Origin of the sequence: Exiguobacterium sp. KRL4, from assembly GCF_001870785.1 — a bacterium.
In the GTDB taxonomy this organism is placed as follows: domain Bacteria; phylum Bacillota; class Bacilli; order Exiguobacteriales; family Exiguobacteriaceae; genus Exiguobacterium_A.
Genome location: NZ_MOLV01000013.1, coordinates 38702 through 53710, shown reverse-complemented (window position 1 = coordinate 53710; position 15009 = coordinate 38702). Strand labels below are relative to the sequence as shown.

The 15009-nt window shown below is 48.0% G+C and carries 23 protein-coding genes; 13 read left to right on the top strand and 10 right to left on the bottom strand.

What is annotated here, in order from left to right; translation table 11 throughout:
* Positions 1-36: 36 nt before the first annotated feature.
* Both BLD48_RS09940 and BLD48_RS09935 read left to right on the top strand, forming a co-directional pair.
* Complete coding sequence (locus BLD48_RS09940; RefSeq protein WP_071500084.1) at positions 37-1215, top strand: hypothetical protein; 1179 nt, start codon at positions 37-39, stop codon at positions 1213-1215.
* A gap of 20 nt (positions 1216-1235) precedes the next feature.
* Positions 1236-1739 carry a DUF1572 family protein gene (locus BLD48_RS09935; protein ID WP_071500083.1) on the top strand — a complete coding sequence of 168 codons (504 nt, stop codon included), beginning with the start codon at positions 1236-1238 and terminating at the stop codon, positions 1737-1739.
* Between the two features lie 43 nt (positions 1740-1782).
* Here BLD48_RS09935 and BLD48_RS16500 read toward each other — a convergent pair whose 3' ends face one another.
* Positions 1783-2040, bottom strand: coding sequence for a hypothetical protein (locus BLD48_RS16500; RefSeq protein WP_236629989.1), 258 nt, complete (start codon positions 2038-2040; stop codon positions 1783-1785).
* 53 nt (positions 2041-2093) lie between these two features.
* Positions 2094-2384: a hypothetical protein gene (locus tag BLD48_RS16495; RefSeq protein WP_071500081.1), complete on the bottom strand. Its 291-nt coding sequence runs from the start codon at positions 2382-2384 to the stop codon at positions 2094-2096.
* Positions 2385-2477: 93 nt separating this feature from the next.
* Between BLD48_RS16495 and BLD48_RS09920 the strand changes: the two genes are divergently transcribed.
* A complete protein-coding gene (locus tag BLD48_RS09920; RefSeq protein ID WP_071500080.1) occupies positions 2478-3788 on the top strand; it encodes a NosD domain-containing protein in 1311 nt (436 codons plus the stop codon).
* A gap of 71 nt (positions 3789-3859) precedes the next feature.
* Here BLD48_RS09920 and BLD48_RS09915 read toward each other — a convergent pair whose 3' ends face one another.
* Positions 3860-4069, bottom strand: a complete 210-nt coding sequence (locus BLD48_RS09915; protein WP_071500079.1) for a hypothetical protein — start codon at positions 4067-4069, stop codon at positions 3860-3862.
* 142 nt (positions 4070-4211) lie between these two features.
* Here BLD48_RS09915 and BLD48_RS09910 point away from each other — a divergent pair, with 142 nt between their 5' ends.
* From BLD48_RS09910 to BLD48_RS09890, 5 genes are all read left to right on the top strand, one after another.
* Positions 4212-4400 (top strand): PspC domain-containing protein, encoded by a 189-nt coding sequence (locus tag BLD48_RS09910; RefSeq protein ID WP_071500078.1) that lies wholly within the window; start codon positions 4212-4214, stop codon positions 4398-4400.
* Between the two features lie 28 nt (positions 4401-4428).
* A complete protein-coding gene (locus BLD48_RS09905) occupies positions 4429-4608 on the top strand; it encodes a hypothetical protein (RefSeq protein WP_014970393.1) in 180 nt (59 codons plus the stop codon).
* Between the two features lie 18 nt (positions 4609-4626).
* Positions 4627-5448 carry an MBL fold metallo-hydrolase gene (locus BLD48_RS09900; protein ID WP_071500077.1) on the top strand — a complete coding sequence of 274 codons (822 nt, stop codon included), beginning with the start codon at positions 4627-4629 and terminating at the stop codon, positions 5446-5448.
* Positions 5445-5921 (top strand): VOC family protein, encoded by a 477-nt coding sequence (locus BLD48_RS09895; protein WP_071500076.1) that lies wholly within the window; start codon positions 5445-5447, stop codon positions 5919-5921. Before BLD48_RS09900 ends, BLD48_RS09895 begins: the two co-directional genes overlap by 4 nt.
* A 303-nt stretch (positions 5922-6224) precedes the next feature.
* Positions 6225-7136 carry a methyl-accepting chemotaxis protein gene (locus BLD48_RS09890; RefSeq protein ID WP_071500075.1) on the top strand — a complete coding sequence of 304 codons (912 nt, stop codon included), beginning with the start codon at positions 6225-6227 and terminating at the stop codon, positions 7134-7136.
* 141 nt (positions 7137-7277) lie between these two features.
* Here the strand turns inward: BLD48_RS09890 and BLD48_RS09885 are convergent, their stop codons facing one another.
* From BLD48_RS09885 to BLD48_RS09875, 3 genes are all read right to left on the bottom strand, one after another.
* Positions 7278-7730: a GNAT family N-acetyltransferase gene (locus tag BLD48_RS09885; RefSeq protein WP_071500127.1), complete on the bottom strand. Its 453-nt coding sequence runs from the start codon at positions 7728-7730 to the stop codon at positions 7278-7280.
* 143 nt (positions 7731-7873) lie between these two features.
* Entirely contained in the window at positions 7874-9082 is a 1209-nt protein-coding gene (locus tag BLD48_RS09880) for an MFS transporter (protein ID WP_071500074.1), read from the bottom strand.
* Between the two features lies 1 nt (position 9083).
* Positions 9084-9686, bottom strand: a complete 603-nt coding sequence (locus BLD48_RS09875) for an ArsR/SmtB family transcription factor (RefSeq protein ID WP_071500073.1) — start codon at positions 9684-9686, stop codon at positions 9084-9086.
* A gap of 161 nt (positions 9687-9847) precedes the next feature.
* Between BLD48_RS09875 and BLD48_RS09870 the strand changes: the two genes are divergently transcribed.
* A complete protein-coding gene (locus BLD48_RS09870; RefSeq protein ID WP_071500072.1) occupies positions 9848-10267 on the top strand; it encodes an SRPBCC domain-containing protein in 420 nt (139 codons plus the stop codon).
* A 53-nt stretch (positions 10268-10320) separates the two neighbouring features.
* On the opposite strand, the gene BLD48_RS09865 is transcribed toward BLD48_RS09870, so the two are convergent.
* The gene (locus BLD48_RS09865; protein WP_071500071.1) at positions 10321-11400 is read right to left on the bottom strand and encodes a hypothetical protein; all 1080 of its coding nucleotides are present in this window, start codon (positions 11398-11400) and stop codon (positions 10321-10323) included.
* A gap of 204 nt (positions 11401-11604) precedes the next feature.
* Here BLD48_RS09865 and BLD48_RS09860 point away from each other — a divergent pair, with 204 nt between their 5' ends.
* Both BLD48_RS09860 and BLD48_RS09855 read left to right on the top strand, forming a co-directional pair.
* Positions 11605-12150 (top strand): PadR family transcriptional regulator, encoded by a 546-nt coding sequence (locus tag BLD48_RS09860; protein ID WP_071500070.1) that lies wholly within the window; start codon positions 11605-11607, stop codon positions 12148-12150.
* Entirely contained in the window at positions 12147-12614 is a 468-nt protein-coding gene (locus BLD48_RS09855) for a DUF4188 domain-containing protein (protein ID WP_071500069.1), read from the top strand. The genes BLD48_RS09860 and BLD48_RS09855 overlap by 4 nt, the downstream gene beginning before the upstream one ends.
* 48 nt (positions 12615-12662) lie before the next feature.
* On the opposite strand, the gene BLD48_RS16390 is transcribed toward BLD48_RS09855, so the two are convergent.
* On the bottom strand, positions 12663-12821 hold the full coding sequence (locus BLD48_RS16390) for a DUF1272 domain-containing protein (RefSeq protein WP_083412300.1): 159 nt from the start codon (positions 12819-12821) through the stop codon (positions 12663-12665).
* A gap of 149 nt (positions 12822-12970) precedes the next feature.
* On the opposite strand from BLD48_RS16390, the gene BLD48_RS09850 reads away from it, so the two are divergent.
* Together BLD48_RS09850 and BLD48_RS09845 are read left to right on the top strand one after the other, a co-directional pair.
* Positions 12971-13414 carry an Lrp/AsnC family transcriptional regulator gene (locus BLD48_RS09850; protein ID WP_071500068.1) on the top strand — a complete coding sequence of 148 codons (444 nt, stop codon included), beginning with the start codon at positions 12971-12973 and terminating at the stop codon, positions 13412-13414.
* The gene (locus tag BLD48_RS09845) at positions 13411-14175 is read left to right on the top strand and encodes a phosphotransferase (protein ID WP_071500067.1); all 765 of its coding nucleotides are present in this window, start codon (positions 13411-13413) and stop codon (positions 14173-14175) included. Before BLD48_RS09850 ends, BLD48_RS09845 begins: the two co-directional genes overlap by 4 nt.
* Positions 14176-14247: 72 nt before the next feature.
* On the opposite strand, the gene BLD48_RS09840 is transcribed toward BLD48_RS09845, so the two are convergent.
* Together BLD48_RS09840 and BLD48_RS09835 are read right to left on the bottom strand one after the other, a co-directional pair.
* Positions 14248-14448: a hypothetical protein gene (locus BLD48_RS09840; protein ID WP_071500066.1), complete on the bottom strand. Its 201-nt coding sequence runs from the start codon at positions 14446-14448 to the stop codon at positions 14248-14250.
* Between the two features lie 14 nt (positions 14449-14462).
* The gene (locus BLD48_RS09835) at positions 14463-14933 is read right to left on the bottom strand and encodes a M50 family metallopeptidase (protein ID WP_071500065.1); all 471 of its coding nucleotides are present in this window, start codon (positions 14931-14933) and stop codon (positions 14463-14465) included.
* Between the last annotated feature and the right edge of the window lie 76 nt (positions 14934-15009).

The following is a 15009-nucleotide window of genomic DNA, read 5'->3' as shown; positions in this document are numbered from 1 at the left end:
GGAAGGGGAAAACGACAAATGAAATGAGTGAATAAAATGCTTCAATCATGGAAAAAACGAATGCTGTACGGATCGGCGGGCCTTGTCGTTCTTGTCAGTGCAGGTGCTTTATATCTCGGATTGCGTCCGGAGGAACCAAAAGCCGTTTCCTATCCGGTCATTTCGAAGGATCTCACGACGATGACGTTTAAGCCGAAAGACGGTCAGGTCATCCTGCTGTATGGGAGCGATATTAACCGTCATAAAGAAACACAGGATGATCCGCAAGCACCAGGATTGATGACGACACTGTCGAAAACGGGTAAAGAGCTGAAAACGGAAGCGATTACTGATCCGGATTTCTATTTGATGATGCTGTCACAAAAAGGAACGGACCCGCGGCACATTTATGCGCATCATCCGGAAGGCATCGAAGCCGATCACTTTTTTACGTACGATTTAAAACGGGGCACGTTTACAAAACATCAGGTGCCGAATACAGCGATCACATCCGTTGCCCATTACGGGAAAGATGTCTGGCTGGAATCGAATGCCTCGAAGCCGGAGGGAAAAATTCAGTTAATCAACGTTCGGACAGACAAACGTTATCCGATTGAAGACCGGCTGATGCCGGTCTTTGATTCACCGATCCTTGAACTGGACCAGACGATTGCTTACGCCAACAATGGTACCGAGAATGACAAAGAAGGCCCAGCCGGGATGGTCCTGCTCGACCAGGAGACCGGGAAATCACGTGTCATTCGAAAAGCGGTCGAACCGTATGCCTATACTGCTTTGTACGGCGAAAAAGACACAGCGTATTTCGCAACGACCGACGGCGTGATGATTCATCTTAAGACGGATGGAACGATGCAGCAAAAGTCGTTTCCGATTTTAGATGGTGCTAGTTACTCGTCGACTGCACCGATGCGGATGATCAACAAACAGACGGGCTATCAAATCATTCGTACTGGTGAAAATGATACCGATCAACAACTCGTCAAGTGGACTTTGGGACAAGCGTTCCAGGTTGAACCGGTTCAACCGGATTTTTGGAAGGAGGGCAACTACTACCGCTATTTGTACCGGAATCCGTATAAGAAGACGTCGTATTTCACTGAAAGTAAAACGTCATTTTCCGGAAAAGGCCGATTGATTGTCACAGACGATGACTTGAAGACGTTACGGACGATACCGGTCAGTGGAGCAAATGGCGTGGACTTTGTGATGGATTAACAGTAAAGGGAGGAAATGAAATGGCTTTTGAAGAGGTGTATTTGACAGCAACTCAAGCACGGTTCCGGGCAGTCCGTGAACCGGCGGAGCAGGCACTCGGTTGGCTGAACGAGGAACAGTTCCATCAGACGCTGGCACCGGACACAAACAGCGTTGCGTTGTTGATCCAGCATATGACGAACAATATGACGTCACGCTGGACAGATTTTTTAACGACAGACGGGGAAAAGCCGGATCGTAACCGGGACGCCGAGTTTGTCGACCAGGGACATGACAAAGAGACCTTGCTGACACTGTGGAACGACGGCTGGCAACTCGTCGAATCAACGCTTGCTTCCTTGACACCGGACGATCTGGAACGGACCGTTTTGATCCGCGGTGAACCGCATCTCGTCGTCGACGCGATTGAACGGCAGCTCGCGCATTATGCCTATCACACCGGACAGCTGATCTTTTTGATGAAAGTGTTACTCGGACCTGAATTCAAACCGTTAACGATTCCCTTGCCGCATCAGCGGCACTGAACGAAACAGACCTGCCTCTTTTTATGAAGAGACAGGTCTGTTTTCATAGTGTGTCGTCGACTTTCTTCACCGATAACGTTATCGTGAACGCACTTTCACCTTTGTTCAATCGAATGTCTTTTGGAGAATGGATGGTATCCATTGATTTTTCTTTCATGGTCTCTTGAACGGTCGATTTTTCAAACATCAACAGTTCATATGCAGACGGACGAAATGACTTGTCACGGAATTCGACGTCGCTTATCATGACTCCTTTAAAAGTATTCGATTCTTCGGACCAGTCATGCATCGTACCATCCAACTCATAGGTGTAGGACCGATAGCCTTTTGTGCTGTCGAACTGTTGACTGAGTTTCAGTTCTTTCCGTCATATGTCCCGGGGTGGATGGTCTCGGAAAACCAGATTTTCTGCTTGCCGGATGCGAGATATTCAGTTCCGGTCAGATAAAGGGGTTTGTCGGTTTGACCGGTCATGGCATAGATCACTTCGTTTTTAAGTGAATTCGATGGTTTCTTGGACTCATCCAATTTGAGTGTCAACGGCAGTTCCGTTGGTTTGACGACTTTTTTCGGCACGGCTTCTTCAGTACTGCAACCGGCAAGTAAAAGTGCCGATAGTGAACAGACAAGCATTGGTTTCAACATCCACGTCACGCCCTTTTTATGTAAGTACATTAAGTGTAAAGGGAATGGATGATATTTACAATCGGATTAGGCATCGCAGGAAGGATGGGTTACATGAAAAAACGCTTTATTCTCTTACTGTCGCTCGGACTGTTTGGCTGTTCGGCGACTTGGAATCAAGAACCGGCGGAGTCGTCAGCTGCCAAAAAATTTCTGTATGTCGCTCCGAACGGCAAGGATACGAATTCCGGTTCGCTTAAGCAACCGCTGAAAACGCTGAAACGGGCCAGTCAGCTGGCGAAAGCCGGAACAACGGTCTATCTGCGTAAAGGAACATATCCGGAAGCGTTAACCGTCAAGTACAGCGGGACGAAACAAGCACCGGTCGTCTTCCGGAACTATCAAAAAGAGAAAGTGGTGTTAAGTGGGAAGACGCTGAAGCAGAAAGACGGGGACACAGCACTCGTCCGTATCGAAAATCGACAGTACGTGACGATTCAAGGACTGGTGGTCGCAGACATCGAAACAACACGAACCAATGAGACTCCGATCGGGATGTTTGTCACCGGCACGGGGCGGAACATTCAATTGATCGACAATCAGGTCCGGCGAATTCAAACGAACGCGAAAGACGGCAATGTCCACGGGATTGCAATCTATGGAACCGGTCGTTTGAAGCAGATCACTGTCCGGGGTAACCGGGTCGAAGATAACCGGCTTGGGGCCAGCGAAGCCCTGGTTCTGAACGGTAACATCAACGGTTTTTCCGTCACGGACAACACTGTCCGACGCAACGATAACATCGGCATCGACTTAATTGGATATGAAGGGGTCGCAACGAATCCGGCGGAGGACTATGCACGGAACGGAACGATTTCCGGGAATCATGTCTCCGACAGTTCAAGTTACGGCAATCCGGTCTACGGCAAGGAGTACAATGCAGCCGGCATTTATGTCGACGGCGGCAAACAGCTGACAATCGAAAATAATACCGTCGAGCGGAATGATATCGGCATCGAGGTGACGAGTGAGCATGCGGGGAAGTATGCAGAAGACATCACGGTCCAGGGCAATCTGATCCAACAAAACCGGTTTACCGGTGTTTCAATCGGCGGATACGATAAAAAGCGTGGTGGAACGAAGCAGGTTCGGATTACACGTAATCAAGTCATCGGCAATGATACAAAAGGGCTCGAAGGGGGACAACTGCTGGTCCAGCATGATGTCCGCGATAACCGGGTTGACCATAATACGTTTACGACGGGTCCGGATAATCTGTTTGTCGCCCACTTTTTCAACACAAGCTCCGGTAATCAGTTTGAACAGAACACCTATCGCTTGGCTAAAGGAACAGCGAAGCGGTGGATTTGGCAGGATCAAGAATACCGTACTCAGTCTGCTTTTGAGCGGGCAGTCATGCGTTGATTGAAAAACAGACGTCATTCTCCTCCTTGAGGGAAAGTGATGTCTGTTTGATTAATCTGTTTACATTTGTTTCACGCATTGTAGCCGACGAATAGTGTGAAAAGCATCAAACCGGCTGACCCGACGATGCAGGTCAGGCAGACGACAGTCGTAAAAATACGCAGCGGCAGCAGCAAGCTGACCGGTCTTTTCCAAACGACATATACGACGACGGCACTCGCCATCATCAGTAAAGCTAAAATCGAGAACGGTAACGCCCGTTCCTGAATCAAATACCACATGTCCAACTGCTCACGTCCTTTCTGTTTGATTCCGAATCAAAGGGGTTGTCCCCTGCAAAAGTGGACCCTGTTGCGTTATACTAATTATTGTAACATATGGATGAATAACCCAACATGAAATCAGAGAAAAAAGGGGAGACGATTGGCCCAACCATTACGCAGATCAGCATCAGATCGATCAATCCAGGGTGTGTGTGGCGGACTCGCGGAACACTTCGGGATCTCGTCACTGGCCGTCCGCCTGATTTTAATTGTCATTCCGCTTCCGATTAACTTAATCATCTACATGATTCTCGCTAACGCAATGGCCGATGCGCCAAGAACATTGTAAAAACGTATACACAAAGGAGGACAGGGGCATGACAAATGGAAAGATTGCACTTCGTGTGTTGGGCGTTTTGATCGGCGCGATCGTCGGTTTACTGATTGTTTACGAAGCGAAGGGTACCTTTGACGTCAGTGTCCTGCTCGGATTCGTAGCCGGGGCTCTGATTTTTGCCCTGATCAACATCATTTGGGTACGCGTCAGAAAATCTTAAACAGCAGGGGGAAATGGAATGACTTACTTAATTTGTACGACGTGCGGGGTCCAGATGGATGAGAACGCAACACAGGACGACATCTGTCCGATTTGCACGGATGAACGGCAGTATGTGAATCCAAACGGTCAATCGTGGACGACACTTCCGGACATGATTTCGTCCGGGACGTATCAGACGAAGGTGACAGAAGAACAACCGGGTCTCATGAGTCTCGTCACGACGCCGAAGTTCGGGATCGGACAGACAGCTTATCTTGTCACGGGAACGAAACGGATTCTGTGGGACTGCATCACCTATCTCGATCAGACCGTCATCGAGGAAGTGGGTCAGCTCGACGCGATGGCGTTATCGCATCCACACTATTACGCGACCCAGGTCGAATGGGCGGAAACATTTGAAATTCCGTTGTACATTCATGAAGCAGATAAGCAATGGGTGACTCGGCCGAGTGGGCAGATTGTCTTTTGGTCCGGTGACCGTTTGGAATTAGCTGACGATGTAGTGTTACACCGTATCGGCGGTCATTTTGACGGAGCGACCGTGCTCGAATGGGCGGCAGGGGACGAAGGGCGTGGGATTTTACTGACCGGAGACATCATTCGTGTCGTCGCCGACCGGGCGTGGGTCAGCTTCATGTACAGTTATCCGAACCTGATTCCGTTACCTGCGGCGACCGTCGCTGAAATGGCGTCTGCCCTAAAAGACGTCCGCTTTAATCAAATCTATGATGCTTTCCATAAAATCGTCGTGACGGATGCCAAAGCAGCTGTCGCCCGTTCCGCCAGCCGCTATATCGAGGCGTTGAACGGACACGTCAAGGAACGTGAACGGCGATGATTCTTGGCCTCTATGAAGCACATCTGCCCGTCCGCAATTTAAAGCGGTCAATCGATTTTTATGCGGGACTCGGGTTGAAGCTTGATCACATCGTGGATGAAAAAATCGCCTTTCTCTGGATTGCCGAAGAGCAAAGCTGGCTCGGGCTCTGGCAAGCGGACCAAGTCGAGTTGCCGTACCATCCGTCAATCCGCCATATCGCGTTTCACGTGTCGCTCGCCGGTTTACGTGAATCGGTCGCTTGGCTGACGGAACGCGGGTTTACGCCGCGTAAAGCGTTTGGTTTTGAAGGAACGGAACCGTTCGTCATGCCGATCGCCCAGCATGCCCATGCGAAGATTCATTTTAATGATCCTGACGGCAACAGTCTCGAGTTCATCACAATGCTTGACAATCCGCTCGGTGCGCAGGACTACATGAACTTAAGCGAATGGGAGACTCTTTTAAATGAGCATGGGTTCACCTTAGAATAAGCAAGTCCTCCTCGATTCATCGTGAATCAGAGGAGGACTTTTTTGATAGTACATCTTATTCAGCTCTCATCATCCGATGAATATACATTTGGAACTATGCTGTAAAGATGGGGATTAATATTCCTGAAAAAGACCTGTTTTGAGCGATGGGTCAATGTTTTGAGACGTATGAGCAGAATGATGTGCACATAAATCATGGCTTGTTATGATAACAGCAGACGAAGAAACGTTCTGCTAAAAAATATCTTTTCTGCTCAATTTTTAAAAATCAAAGTATTATACGACCCGAAGGAGATTACCTACGTGACGACACCGCTACCTACCAATCAGACACTTGCCTCTACACATGTCCTTGAAGCCTTAAATACAAATGTCGCAATGATCCGTTTTGATACGCAACGCCGGGTTGTTGATGTCAACGACTTGTTTGCGAAGACGATGAAGTACAAACGCGATGAGATGATTGGCATGCATCATCATCTCTTCTGTACGACAGAGTTTGCGAACAGTGACAGCTATCAAAAATTATGGAACAAATTGTTGAGTGGTTTCAGCTCAGCCGATAAAATCGAACGAATTGATGCGCGCGGCGACTCGATATGGCTCGAAGCAACTTATATGCCGATTTACGAAGCAAATCAAGTCGTCGGTGTCGTCAAAATCGCTTCTGATATCACGGACCGGCAAGAAACAATCCAAGAGTATGCGACGTCCTTTGCCGGCATCGCAACCCATTTGGATGACCGATCCACGCAAGGCAAACAGGAGAGCCGTCAACTCAAACAAACGATTGAGAAGATGGCGGACGACGCCAAAGAAAATTTACGGACACTCGCGAATCTGCAGGAACAGTCTTCCAAGATCGCAAAAATCACCGAAACGATCAAAGAGGTTGCGGCGCAGACGAACTTACTGTCGCTGAATGCCTCGATTGAAGCAGCACGCGCCGGTGAGCACGGAAGCGGCTTTAACGTCGTCGCGACGGAAGTCCGCAATCTCTCGAAGCTTGTTGAACTGGCTGTCATCAATGTCCGCAACACGACGGAACAGATGAACAAGGAACTGGAACGGATTCAACAGGGGATCTCGCGGGCAAACGCCGATGCCTCGTCTAGTGTCTCCGTTATGGAAGAGACGTTACAACGGTTCGAGACCGTTAGCGAGTCGGCGCATGAACTAAATGAAACGGCAAAGAAATTTACGACAGTTATTTAAACGGACACGCCATACGCTAAGCCCGGACATGGCTGAAGACAAAGTGGTTTTCTCTTTTTCGAGAAGGACCGCTTTTTTGTCGTTTTGAGCCGTTTTCCTGAGACATACTTTGATCCGTCAAGTTGTTTTAAAGGAAGACTCTTATATGTCCTGAGACAATCGAATCATATCGGTGCACCGGATACCGTTTTCAATAATGTCCCCTTCGTAGTGCCGCAAGAAGAAGTTCAGGTCGACTCCAACAATCCGAAATCCACATTTTTGATAAAGTGCCAACTGGCCAATGCTTGAATTTCCTGTCCCGATTTCAATGGTTGTATATCCCATCGTTTGCGCGGTTTCGATGGCATGTTGTAAGAGATATTTTCCGACGCCGTTGCCTTGATACCGCTCATCTACTGCAATGTTTACGATTTCGACCGTTTGCGGTCTCGTGGGTAGAAGCACATGCACCCCGATCAGTTGATTTCTTGTTTCAGCAACGAAACAACGACCTCTTTTTACATATTCTTCGACTATTTTCTGAGACGGATCCGCTGTCAGCAAAAGTTCCATCGGCGGCTTCTCATGAGCTGACAGTTGACGGATGTTTATATTCATACACGCATACCCCTCACGGATTAGTTTTGATGTATTCGCTTTTTTTCAATGGCTCAAGATTTTTCGTTCCTGTTAATTCATTTCTACAAGTTAAAGTCATGTCCCCCTGAAACGGGACATAACTTTTTTTGACGCGTTCACCTGATCCGGACAAAGGCAGTACACACCACAAAAACGATCCCGCAACCGCAGAACAAAAGAATCTGTTCGAGACGGATCTCAAACGACAGTGTGAGGGACAGCATGGCGTAAGACAATGGAACCAGACCGTTTGACGCGGCATTGACAAGGCTCATGACCCGTCCCATCATCTGTGGTCGTGTCGTTGTTTGAATCGTCGTCAAAATGAGGACATTGATGATGGAGGAGATCCCTCCCATTGTCAGCAACAGCAGAACTCCATGCCAGACGTGTCCGATTTGTCCGAGTGATACAAGACCGACTCCAAGCAGACCAATCAGCGATAGCAACAGGCGAAAAGATTGATTGATTAGGTTGCTGAAGCCGATCCAGGCCGCACCAAGCAGCATGCCGAGCTGATACGCCCCTTGGAGATAACTCAGATCAAGGGCTTGACCCAATAAAACCCGGTCGACCAACAGGGGAATCCCCATCAGCAAAGGACCAAAAAAGAAGAAGTTGATGATAATCAGCAGGAAGAGGATTCGTTTTAAGTACGGGTCGGCAAAGACATAGTGAAACCCTTGAGCGAGTTCAAGCCAAGCAGAGGTCCGAGTCGGGTTGTCGACGGGATGTTCGCGAATGAAAAAGGTACCGAGCGATGCGAGCAAAAGAAACAGTGAAATCGTCAAAAATATGAAGTGAAACGAAGAGAAGGTCAGCAGTACGCCGCCAAGCAACGGGCCGGAGAACAACGCCATCTGATTGGAGGTTTGAAGAATCGAATTGGTCCGTGTCAAATCTTCTTTCGAAACGAGAAGGGGCAACAGAGATGAACTGGCAGGGGAGAAAAAGGCATCGATGCAACCGAATAAAAAAGCAAATACAGCGAGTGGAACGATCGTCAACAGCTCGAAGTGATAGACGGACAGCAACAGCAGAACAAAGGTGAATCGCAGCAGACTGGAATATCGTAAAATGATTGATTTCTTGAATCGATCGGCAATCACGCCACCCACCACCATCAAGAATATCCGCGGCAACAACGTCAGCATCAAGACGAGACCTAAATACGCATCGAGTTTTAAGACGCGGAGGATATACCATTGCTCGGCAAACAGGTAGGTCGACAGGGCGAGAAAGGAACAGGTACTGGCGAGCCAAAGTGCTCGAAACGAACGGTTCCGCAAGAGCGGTTGATGCGTTTTTTGCTCAGTTGCCTGCATGTCATCGCTCCTCATCCTCTTGAACTAACGGTGCACCAATCTCAAACGCCGTCGCCATCACGTAATATAATTTTTTGTCCGCTTCAGCCGTCGACGGATCCTGTTCGATGTCCTGCAACAGTTCCCGGTACCGTTTCGTAAACTTCAAGAATTGCTCAGGTGTAAGCCGGAGTTCTTGTTGCAGCGACAGGCTTTCCCAGTTCTCTATTTCAGAGGAACGCGGGGCAAACGACCGGTCGGGTGCGGTCAAAACCCGGGTCTTCGCCCGGTCGAGCACTTCGATGTACGACTGGCGTGTCGCCTGTTTCGTCTCGACTAGATTGAGCAGATGATCGGCCGGAATGAATCCGCGGGCAACCGCCTGATAATACTTCAGGACGTTGCCGCCCCGGATTTCTTCCTCGACAAGCCGGATTAGTTGATACTTTTCGAGTTCCCGCAGATGATACAAAATTTTTGCCCGGGAGACGTCGAGCTTTTGCGCCAATTGCTGACCGGTATGTGGTTGTTCAATCAGATGCATCAGCATTTTCGTCCGCATCGGATCACTGATGACTTTGAGTTGTTCGTACTGTTCGAGAATTAAAATCGGCTGTTGTTTCATTCTCATCTCTCCTTTTATTAACCGGTTAATTTTTGTTAACTGTAATCTTAGTATACCTGAATGATTGACAAAATAAACCATTTTTAAAAAGCAGGATTTGTTTCATTCGAACCGAACGTTAAACAAAGAACAGATTTTCTACTGACAAAGGAGTGGGGCAAATGGAACAACCGCAAATTCTTGAAATCAACGCCGTCATTCAACGTCCGGTCGCAGATGTCTGGACGTATTGGACGGAACCGGACCACATCAAAGCCTGGAACGCGGCGTCTGACGATTGGCATACGACAGAAGCGACAAACGATGTTCAAGCAGGCGGTCGTTTTTCCAGTCACATGGCAGCCAAAGACGGAAGTGTCGGCTTTGATTTTTCCGGCGTCTACCTAGAGGTGATTCTTTATGAAAAATTAGCGTACACGATTGACGACGGACGCCACGTGACGATTCTGTTTACGGCGAATGGTGATGAAACGGAAGTTGTTGAAACGTTTGAAGCGGAGTCGATGAATCCTCCGGAAATGCAACAAGCGGGCTGGCAGGCGATTCTTGACCGATTCAAGGCATACGCGGAACAACACTGAATACGAGCAGACAGCAAAAAGCCCGTCCGATCTGGAACGGGTTTTTCTCATGTTCAGTTGTTGACTTGAATGATGCGGAAAGATACGGTTCCGTCATTCCGGACGACACTGTAACCAAGCTGACCGTTGGTGAAGACCGGTTTTGAGTATTCGCCTTCCTTGTCCGTCAACGGGACGACGGTTCCATTCGACAGGTCCGCATACAGAAGTTGATTGCGCTCTTCCCGGAAGACGATGTGATCCGGCGTCAGGAAACAAAACCCGTCAATCAGGTAATACGGTTCGGGCGTCTTGTAACGGTAGGACGTATGATTCGACACGTGAGCTTGAAATTCCGCAGATCCTTCCGCTCCCGTCGCCAGATAATGCTGTCCATAGGCGAAATCAAACGGCATCGTCGTCTTTTTGATGGCTTTTCCGGAAAGCGTCGTATAGACAGTCGTCTTTTCGTCCGCTTTGTATGTCGTTTGATCAAGAAGAATTCCCGCATCACCGTCCCGTAAGGACTGGGCATAGTCGCCGCTCCGGGTTGCTGATTCCTTCACTGTCAGCGTTTTTTGTGTCGTGACGTACCCGGTCGCTACATCATATTTTTGCACGAGTGACTGGGTCTGATCTTTCTCATGGGTATGTTTGATCCAAGAGACATGTGCCGTCGTGGCTTGGAGATCCGGATAAAAACGAGACGGTTCTCTTCCATGGTCAAGTTGTTGAAGCGATCCGGTTGCTAGATCCATCACTTCGAGTGTCCAGTTGCTGTCCTCTCCGTTGTCCTGATAACGGATCCAGAACAATTGTCGTCCGACACCGACCAGTTTATAGATGGTTTGGCTCGTCGAATAGATTTTTTTAAGTTGTCGATTCGTCAGCGAGTAACGGAAAATCGAACTGTCTTTTTCGCTTGAGGCATAAAAGTACACGGCTGCTTCATCAATATAGCTCGGACCGGACAGGTAAGGATATCGTTGATAGACAGCAGTTAAATCGTAACTGTTGCTTTGTCCGAGCGGTGAAAACGTCTCACTGCGGATCAATTCTTTTGGTGCTGGAACCGGGGGCGTTGGTTCCGGTTGACTGCATCCTACAAGCAGCAGGACAAGGCTGAATAAGCTGAGTTTTAAAAAATAAGGCATAGCGGAAAACTCCCGTTCTGTTTTAAGAAAATGAAAACTCTCTTAGTGTAAAACGAAACTTCTTCATTACCCTAAATAAGAAAGGGAGATTACAAGAATGTAAGATGACGTTTCCTTGATGAATATTCTGAATATTCGTTTAGTAAATGAAAGACCGGGAATATATATCTAAAAGATACTATCTAAAAGATATAGGAGAATCCGATGCCAAAAGAAAACATGACACGATATGCAATTTTAGGATTGCTGGCAAGCGGCTGTACGTCCGGCTACGAAATGAAGCATACGATTGATACGAGTCTCAATCACTTTTGGAAGATCAGCTTCGGTCAGGTCTATCCGATGCTGAAAACGTTGGCGCAGGAAGGGTTAATCGTCGAAGAGACCGGAGAAGGGGATGACCGGAAGACCTTTGTTCTGACACCGGACGGCGAGGTGGAACTCGGACGTTGGGTCCAGGAGCCGACGACCGAACTGCCGGTGCAACGGAACGAACTGTTGCTGAAACTCTATTTTGCCCGGCATGAGTCAAAAGAAACGACGATTAAGAAGATTCATCAGCATGCCGCTCTGCTCCGGGAGCGATTGGACACATACCAGATGATTGAACAATCGATTCTGACCTATAAAGAAGCGGATGATGCCATGTATTGGCTGCTGACGCTTGATTACGGAAAACGCAAGACACAGGCACTGCTGGAATGGTGTGAAGCGTCCGTTCAGACACTCGAAGGAGGAAAATCATCATGAAACGCGTGATCGCAACACCAAATGAAGACGTCGTAGTATTCATCATCGGCTTACGGATCAACCGTCTGCGATCGGTCCGGAAATGGTGGCCGACCGTTCAGGCGATGACACCGATGATCAAGGAATGTTATGAGCAGCAGGTTGGCTTGTTGTCGCATGAGATGCTCGTCGGATGGCGGTCGGTCACGTTGATTCAATATTGGCGATCTTCGGACGCCTTGATTGCCTATTCGCACGGTAATCGCCATCTGACCGCCTGGAAAAAGTTTAATCAGTCGGCCCGGGCAAGTAATGCCGTCGGGATTTTCCATGAAACGTTTGAAATCAGCAACTATGAGACGATGTATGTCAATCTGCCGACGCGGGGACTGGCGAAAGCGGTCGGAGAAAGTGCGATTCAGAAACATCAGGAGCAGGCGAAAGACCGCCTCGCGGAACGCAAGCCGGTGTCGACACGTGAATAACGAACGAAGGGAGCGGATCACTGGCATCCGCTCCCTTGCTTATGTAGATTACTGCTCAACCCGGACCAATGTTTCCCCGCAATTTTGACAAATGGAATTCATCGTCTTGGTACACTCTTTGCAGAATGTACAGTTGTGCGAACAGTGATACGTTTCCTGACCGTCTTCAAATGTCTCCGCGCAACGGGTGCAATTTGTTGCCTGCATGTCTTTCACCTCACTTATTTTTGATCTGTCTTTATTGTACGAAAGAAGAACGTGACCAGACAGACGGTTTTCCTTGTTTTTCAGTAGCTTCACCTGAAAATGAATGGTAATTTTAAGATATGTCTTCATAATATTAGGAGGGTGAAAAAATGGACGAAATTGATTATGCAATTATCCGGGCATTGCAGGCAGACGGGCGGATGTCCTGGACGGAACTCGGTAAAACGGTGGGCCTGTCGACACCGGCCGTCAACGAGCGGGTTAAGAAACTGGAGGACCGCAGTGTCATCGAAGGATACCGGGCCGTCATCAATCCCGTTGCGCTTGAAAAAACAATCATGGCGATTTTGATGTTCGAAGACACAAGATGCGACGCGTTTATCGCATTTTGCAAGAGTCATCCGGATGTCGTCGAGTGCCACCGGCTCGCCGGAACGTTTAACTTCATGGTCAAACTGTATACACCATCCGTAGAGACATTAGAAACGTTTATCGATGTCTCGATGAAGTATGGTAAACCGTCGACCTGGATTCGGTTGTCGTCACCCGTCGCGTTTAAAGCTTTTACGGTCGGGGACGGTGTTTTGATATGAACGTTTCTATCAAACAACGAATCGAACAAAAAGTCGGTTTGATCCATTCTATTCATCCCGTTGCCGAGCAGGGGGGAACAGCCATCGTCTACCACATGAAAACGTTAGACGGCACCTTTATCCTCAAACAGGCAAGCTTACCCCGATACCGCGAGTGGTTGGCGCAGGAAGCGACAGTGATGAAGACGTTCAAGTCACAACAACATATCACTATCCCGACTTATCTTGATTATATTGAAGACGAGCAACAGGATTATTTACTGATGTCCTACATAGCAGGTGAGACGTTGACAACGGCACTGGCGGATGCTTCCGAGTTGCAACGATTGGCATTGATCCGTTCATTCGGACGGTTCCTCAGACAGTTTCATATGAGCGAGAATATCTCTACCCATTCTTCACAGGATTGGCTGGATAAACAGCTGCTTCAGGCCGATCACTACATTAAACAGGGATGGACAAATGGTTCGCACAAGTTACTTAACGCGTTATCCACCAAGCAGCCGGAACCTGTTCCGGAGACGTGGATACACGGAGATTGTACGACGGACAATCTGTTGGTCCTAGACAATGAAATCGTTGCGTTTATTGATCTAGCCGGAATGACGGTCGGCGACCCCCGCTACGATGAAGCCTTGGCGACACGGTCTTTTCGAAAGGATATCCAGATGCTCGATGCGTTCTATTCCGGATATGGATTTCCACCAATATCAGAAGAAACATTCCGCTATTTCGATAATGGATTGTATAAATTTTATTGAAAAATTTGGAAATAAAAAAACGGCTATCTCCTGAATATTAAGAGGAAATAGCCATCTTGATTATTTTTTCTATTAAGTACAACACCTTGTCGCTTGATCGACCTGATCTTGCGGAATCAGTAATTGGTCGCCCTCAACTTTAAACTCAATGTCATTGGCTTTTAGCCGTTCCATTTGAGCGGGTGTATTTTCACCCCACGGAACGGTTTTCGGTTGCGCGGAAGCGCATCCAACGAGCAGTAGACTACTTGCCAACAGTAATAGTTTTAACATGAACTCGACTCCTGTCAGGACGTATGTTGATTTTTGTTAAAAAACAGCTGTTTCAATTGCAAGCCATCGCTAGCAATACCACTGGATAAGCGAATCGGAAGAAGATTAAACAGGATAAAAATCAACGAAACTTGAATGAAGGGCTGAGCTAAAAATTGCATGACCGGATTCGAAAACAGCATACTCAAGATTAAAACGAATACACCACCGATCAAGTTGGCACCAACTCCGCCGAGTAATATAGCGGCTCGTTGTCCGCGGCTGAGCGAAATCTCTGACGGGTGAGATTGATGCAGTCCTTCCCAAAATTGCTTTCGGGCGATGGAAAAATGACCGATTCGCAGGAACGGCTCACCTTTTCCAATTGAGATGGACTTTAAGCGTCGACCGACCAAGCGGGCGGCGAGCGCATGCCCATACTCGTGCAGAATCAAGCTCGGAAAGTAAAAGGCAAGCATAATTAAATTAAATAAAAGAAAATGCATTATCTTCCTCCTCTCATTCATAAAAATAACAAAAATGGGTAATGATGACAAATTACATAGTTGTAATCGACAGTCA

What these genes read in the sequence shown, in the direction of transcription:
- BLD48_RS09940 (WP_071500084.1), top strand. Translation starts at nt 37, where the DNA reads ATGCTTCAATCATGGAAAAAACGAATGCTGTACGGATCGGCGGGCCTT.
- BLD48_RS09935 (WP_071500083.1), top strand. Translation starts at nt 1,236, where the DNA reads ATGGCTTTTGAAGAGGTGTATTTGACAGCAACTCAAGCACGGTTCCGG.
- BLD48_RS16495 (WP_071500081.1), bottom strand. Translation starts at nt 2,384, where the DNA reads ATGTTGAAACCAATGCTTGTCTGTTCACTATCGGCACTTTTACTTGCC.
- BLD48_RS09920 (WP_071500080.1), top strand. Translation starts at nt 2,478, where the DNA reads ATGAAAAAACGCTTTATTCTCTTACTGTCGCTCGGACTGTTTGGCTGT.
- BLD48_RS09915 (WP_071500079.1), bottom strand. Translation starts at nt 4,069, where the DNA reads ATGTGGTATTTGATTCAGGAACGGGCGTTACCGTTCTCGATTTTAGCT.
- BLD48_RS09905 (WP_014970393.1), top strand. Translation starts at nt 4,429, where the DNA reads ATGACAAATGGAAAGATTGCACTTCGTGTGTTGGGCGTTTTGATCGGC.
- BLD48_RS09900 (WP_071500077.1), top strand. Translation starts at nt 4,627, where the DNA reads ATGACTTACTTAATTTGTACGACGTGCGGGGTCCAGATGGATGAGAAC.
- BLD48_RS09895 (WP_071500076.1), top strand. Translation starts at nt 5,445, where the DNA reads ATGATTCTTGGCCTCTATGAAGCACATCTGCCCGTCCGCAATTTAAAG.
- BLD48_RS09880 (WP_071500074.1), bottom strand. Translation starts at nt 9,082, where the DNA reads ATGCAGGCAACTGAGCAAAAAACGCATCAACCGCTCTTGCGGAACCGT.
- BLD48_RS09875 (WP_071500073.1), bottom strand. Translation starts at nt 9,686, where the DNA reads ATGAAACAACAGCCGATTTTAATTCTCGAACAGTACGAACAACTCAAA.
- BLD48_RS09870 (WP_071500072.1), top strand. Translation starts at nt 9,848, where the DNA reads ATGGAACAACCGCAAATTCTTGAAATCAACGCCGTCATTCAACGTCCG.
- BLD48_RS09865 (WP_071500071.1), bottom strand. Translation starts at nt 11,400, where the DNA reads ATGCCTTATTTTTTAAAACTCAGCTTATTCAGCCTTGTCCTGCTGCTT.
- BLD48_RS09860 (WP_071500070.1), top strand. Translation starts at nt 11,605, where the DNA reads ATGCCAAAAGAAAACATGACACGATATGCAATTTTAGGATTGCTGGCA.
- BLD48_RS09855 (WP_071500069.1), top strand. Translation starts at nt 12,147, where the DNA reads ATGAAACGCGTGATCGCAACACCAAATGAAGACGTCGTAGTATTCATC.
- BLD48_RS16390 (WP_083412300.1), bottom strand. Translation starts at nt 12,821, where the DNA reads ATGCAGGCAACAAATTGCACCCGTTGCGCGGAGACATTTGAAGACGGT.
- BLD48_RS09850 (WP_071500068.1), top strand. Translation starts at nt 12,971, where the DNA reads ATGGACGAAATTGATTATGCAATTATCCGGGCATTGCAGGCAGACGGG.
- BLD48_RS09845 (WP_071500067.1), top strand. Translation starts at nt 13,411, where the DNA reads ATGAACGTTTCTATCAAACAACGAATCGAACAAAAAGTCGGTTTGATC.
- BLD48_RS09840 (WP_071500066.1), bottom strand. Translation starts at nt 14,448, where the DNA reads ATGTTAAAACTATTACTGTTGGCAAGTAGTCTACTGCTCGTTGGATGC.
- BLD48_RS09835 (WP_071500065.1), bottom strand. Translation starts at nt 14,933, where the DNA reads ATGCATTTTCTTTTATTTAATTTAATTATGCTTGCCTTTTACTTTCCG.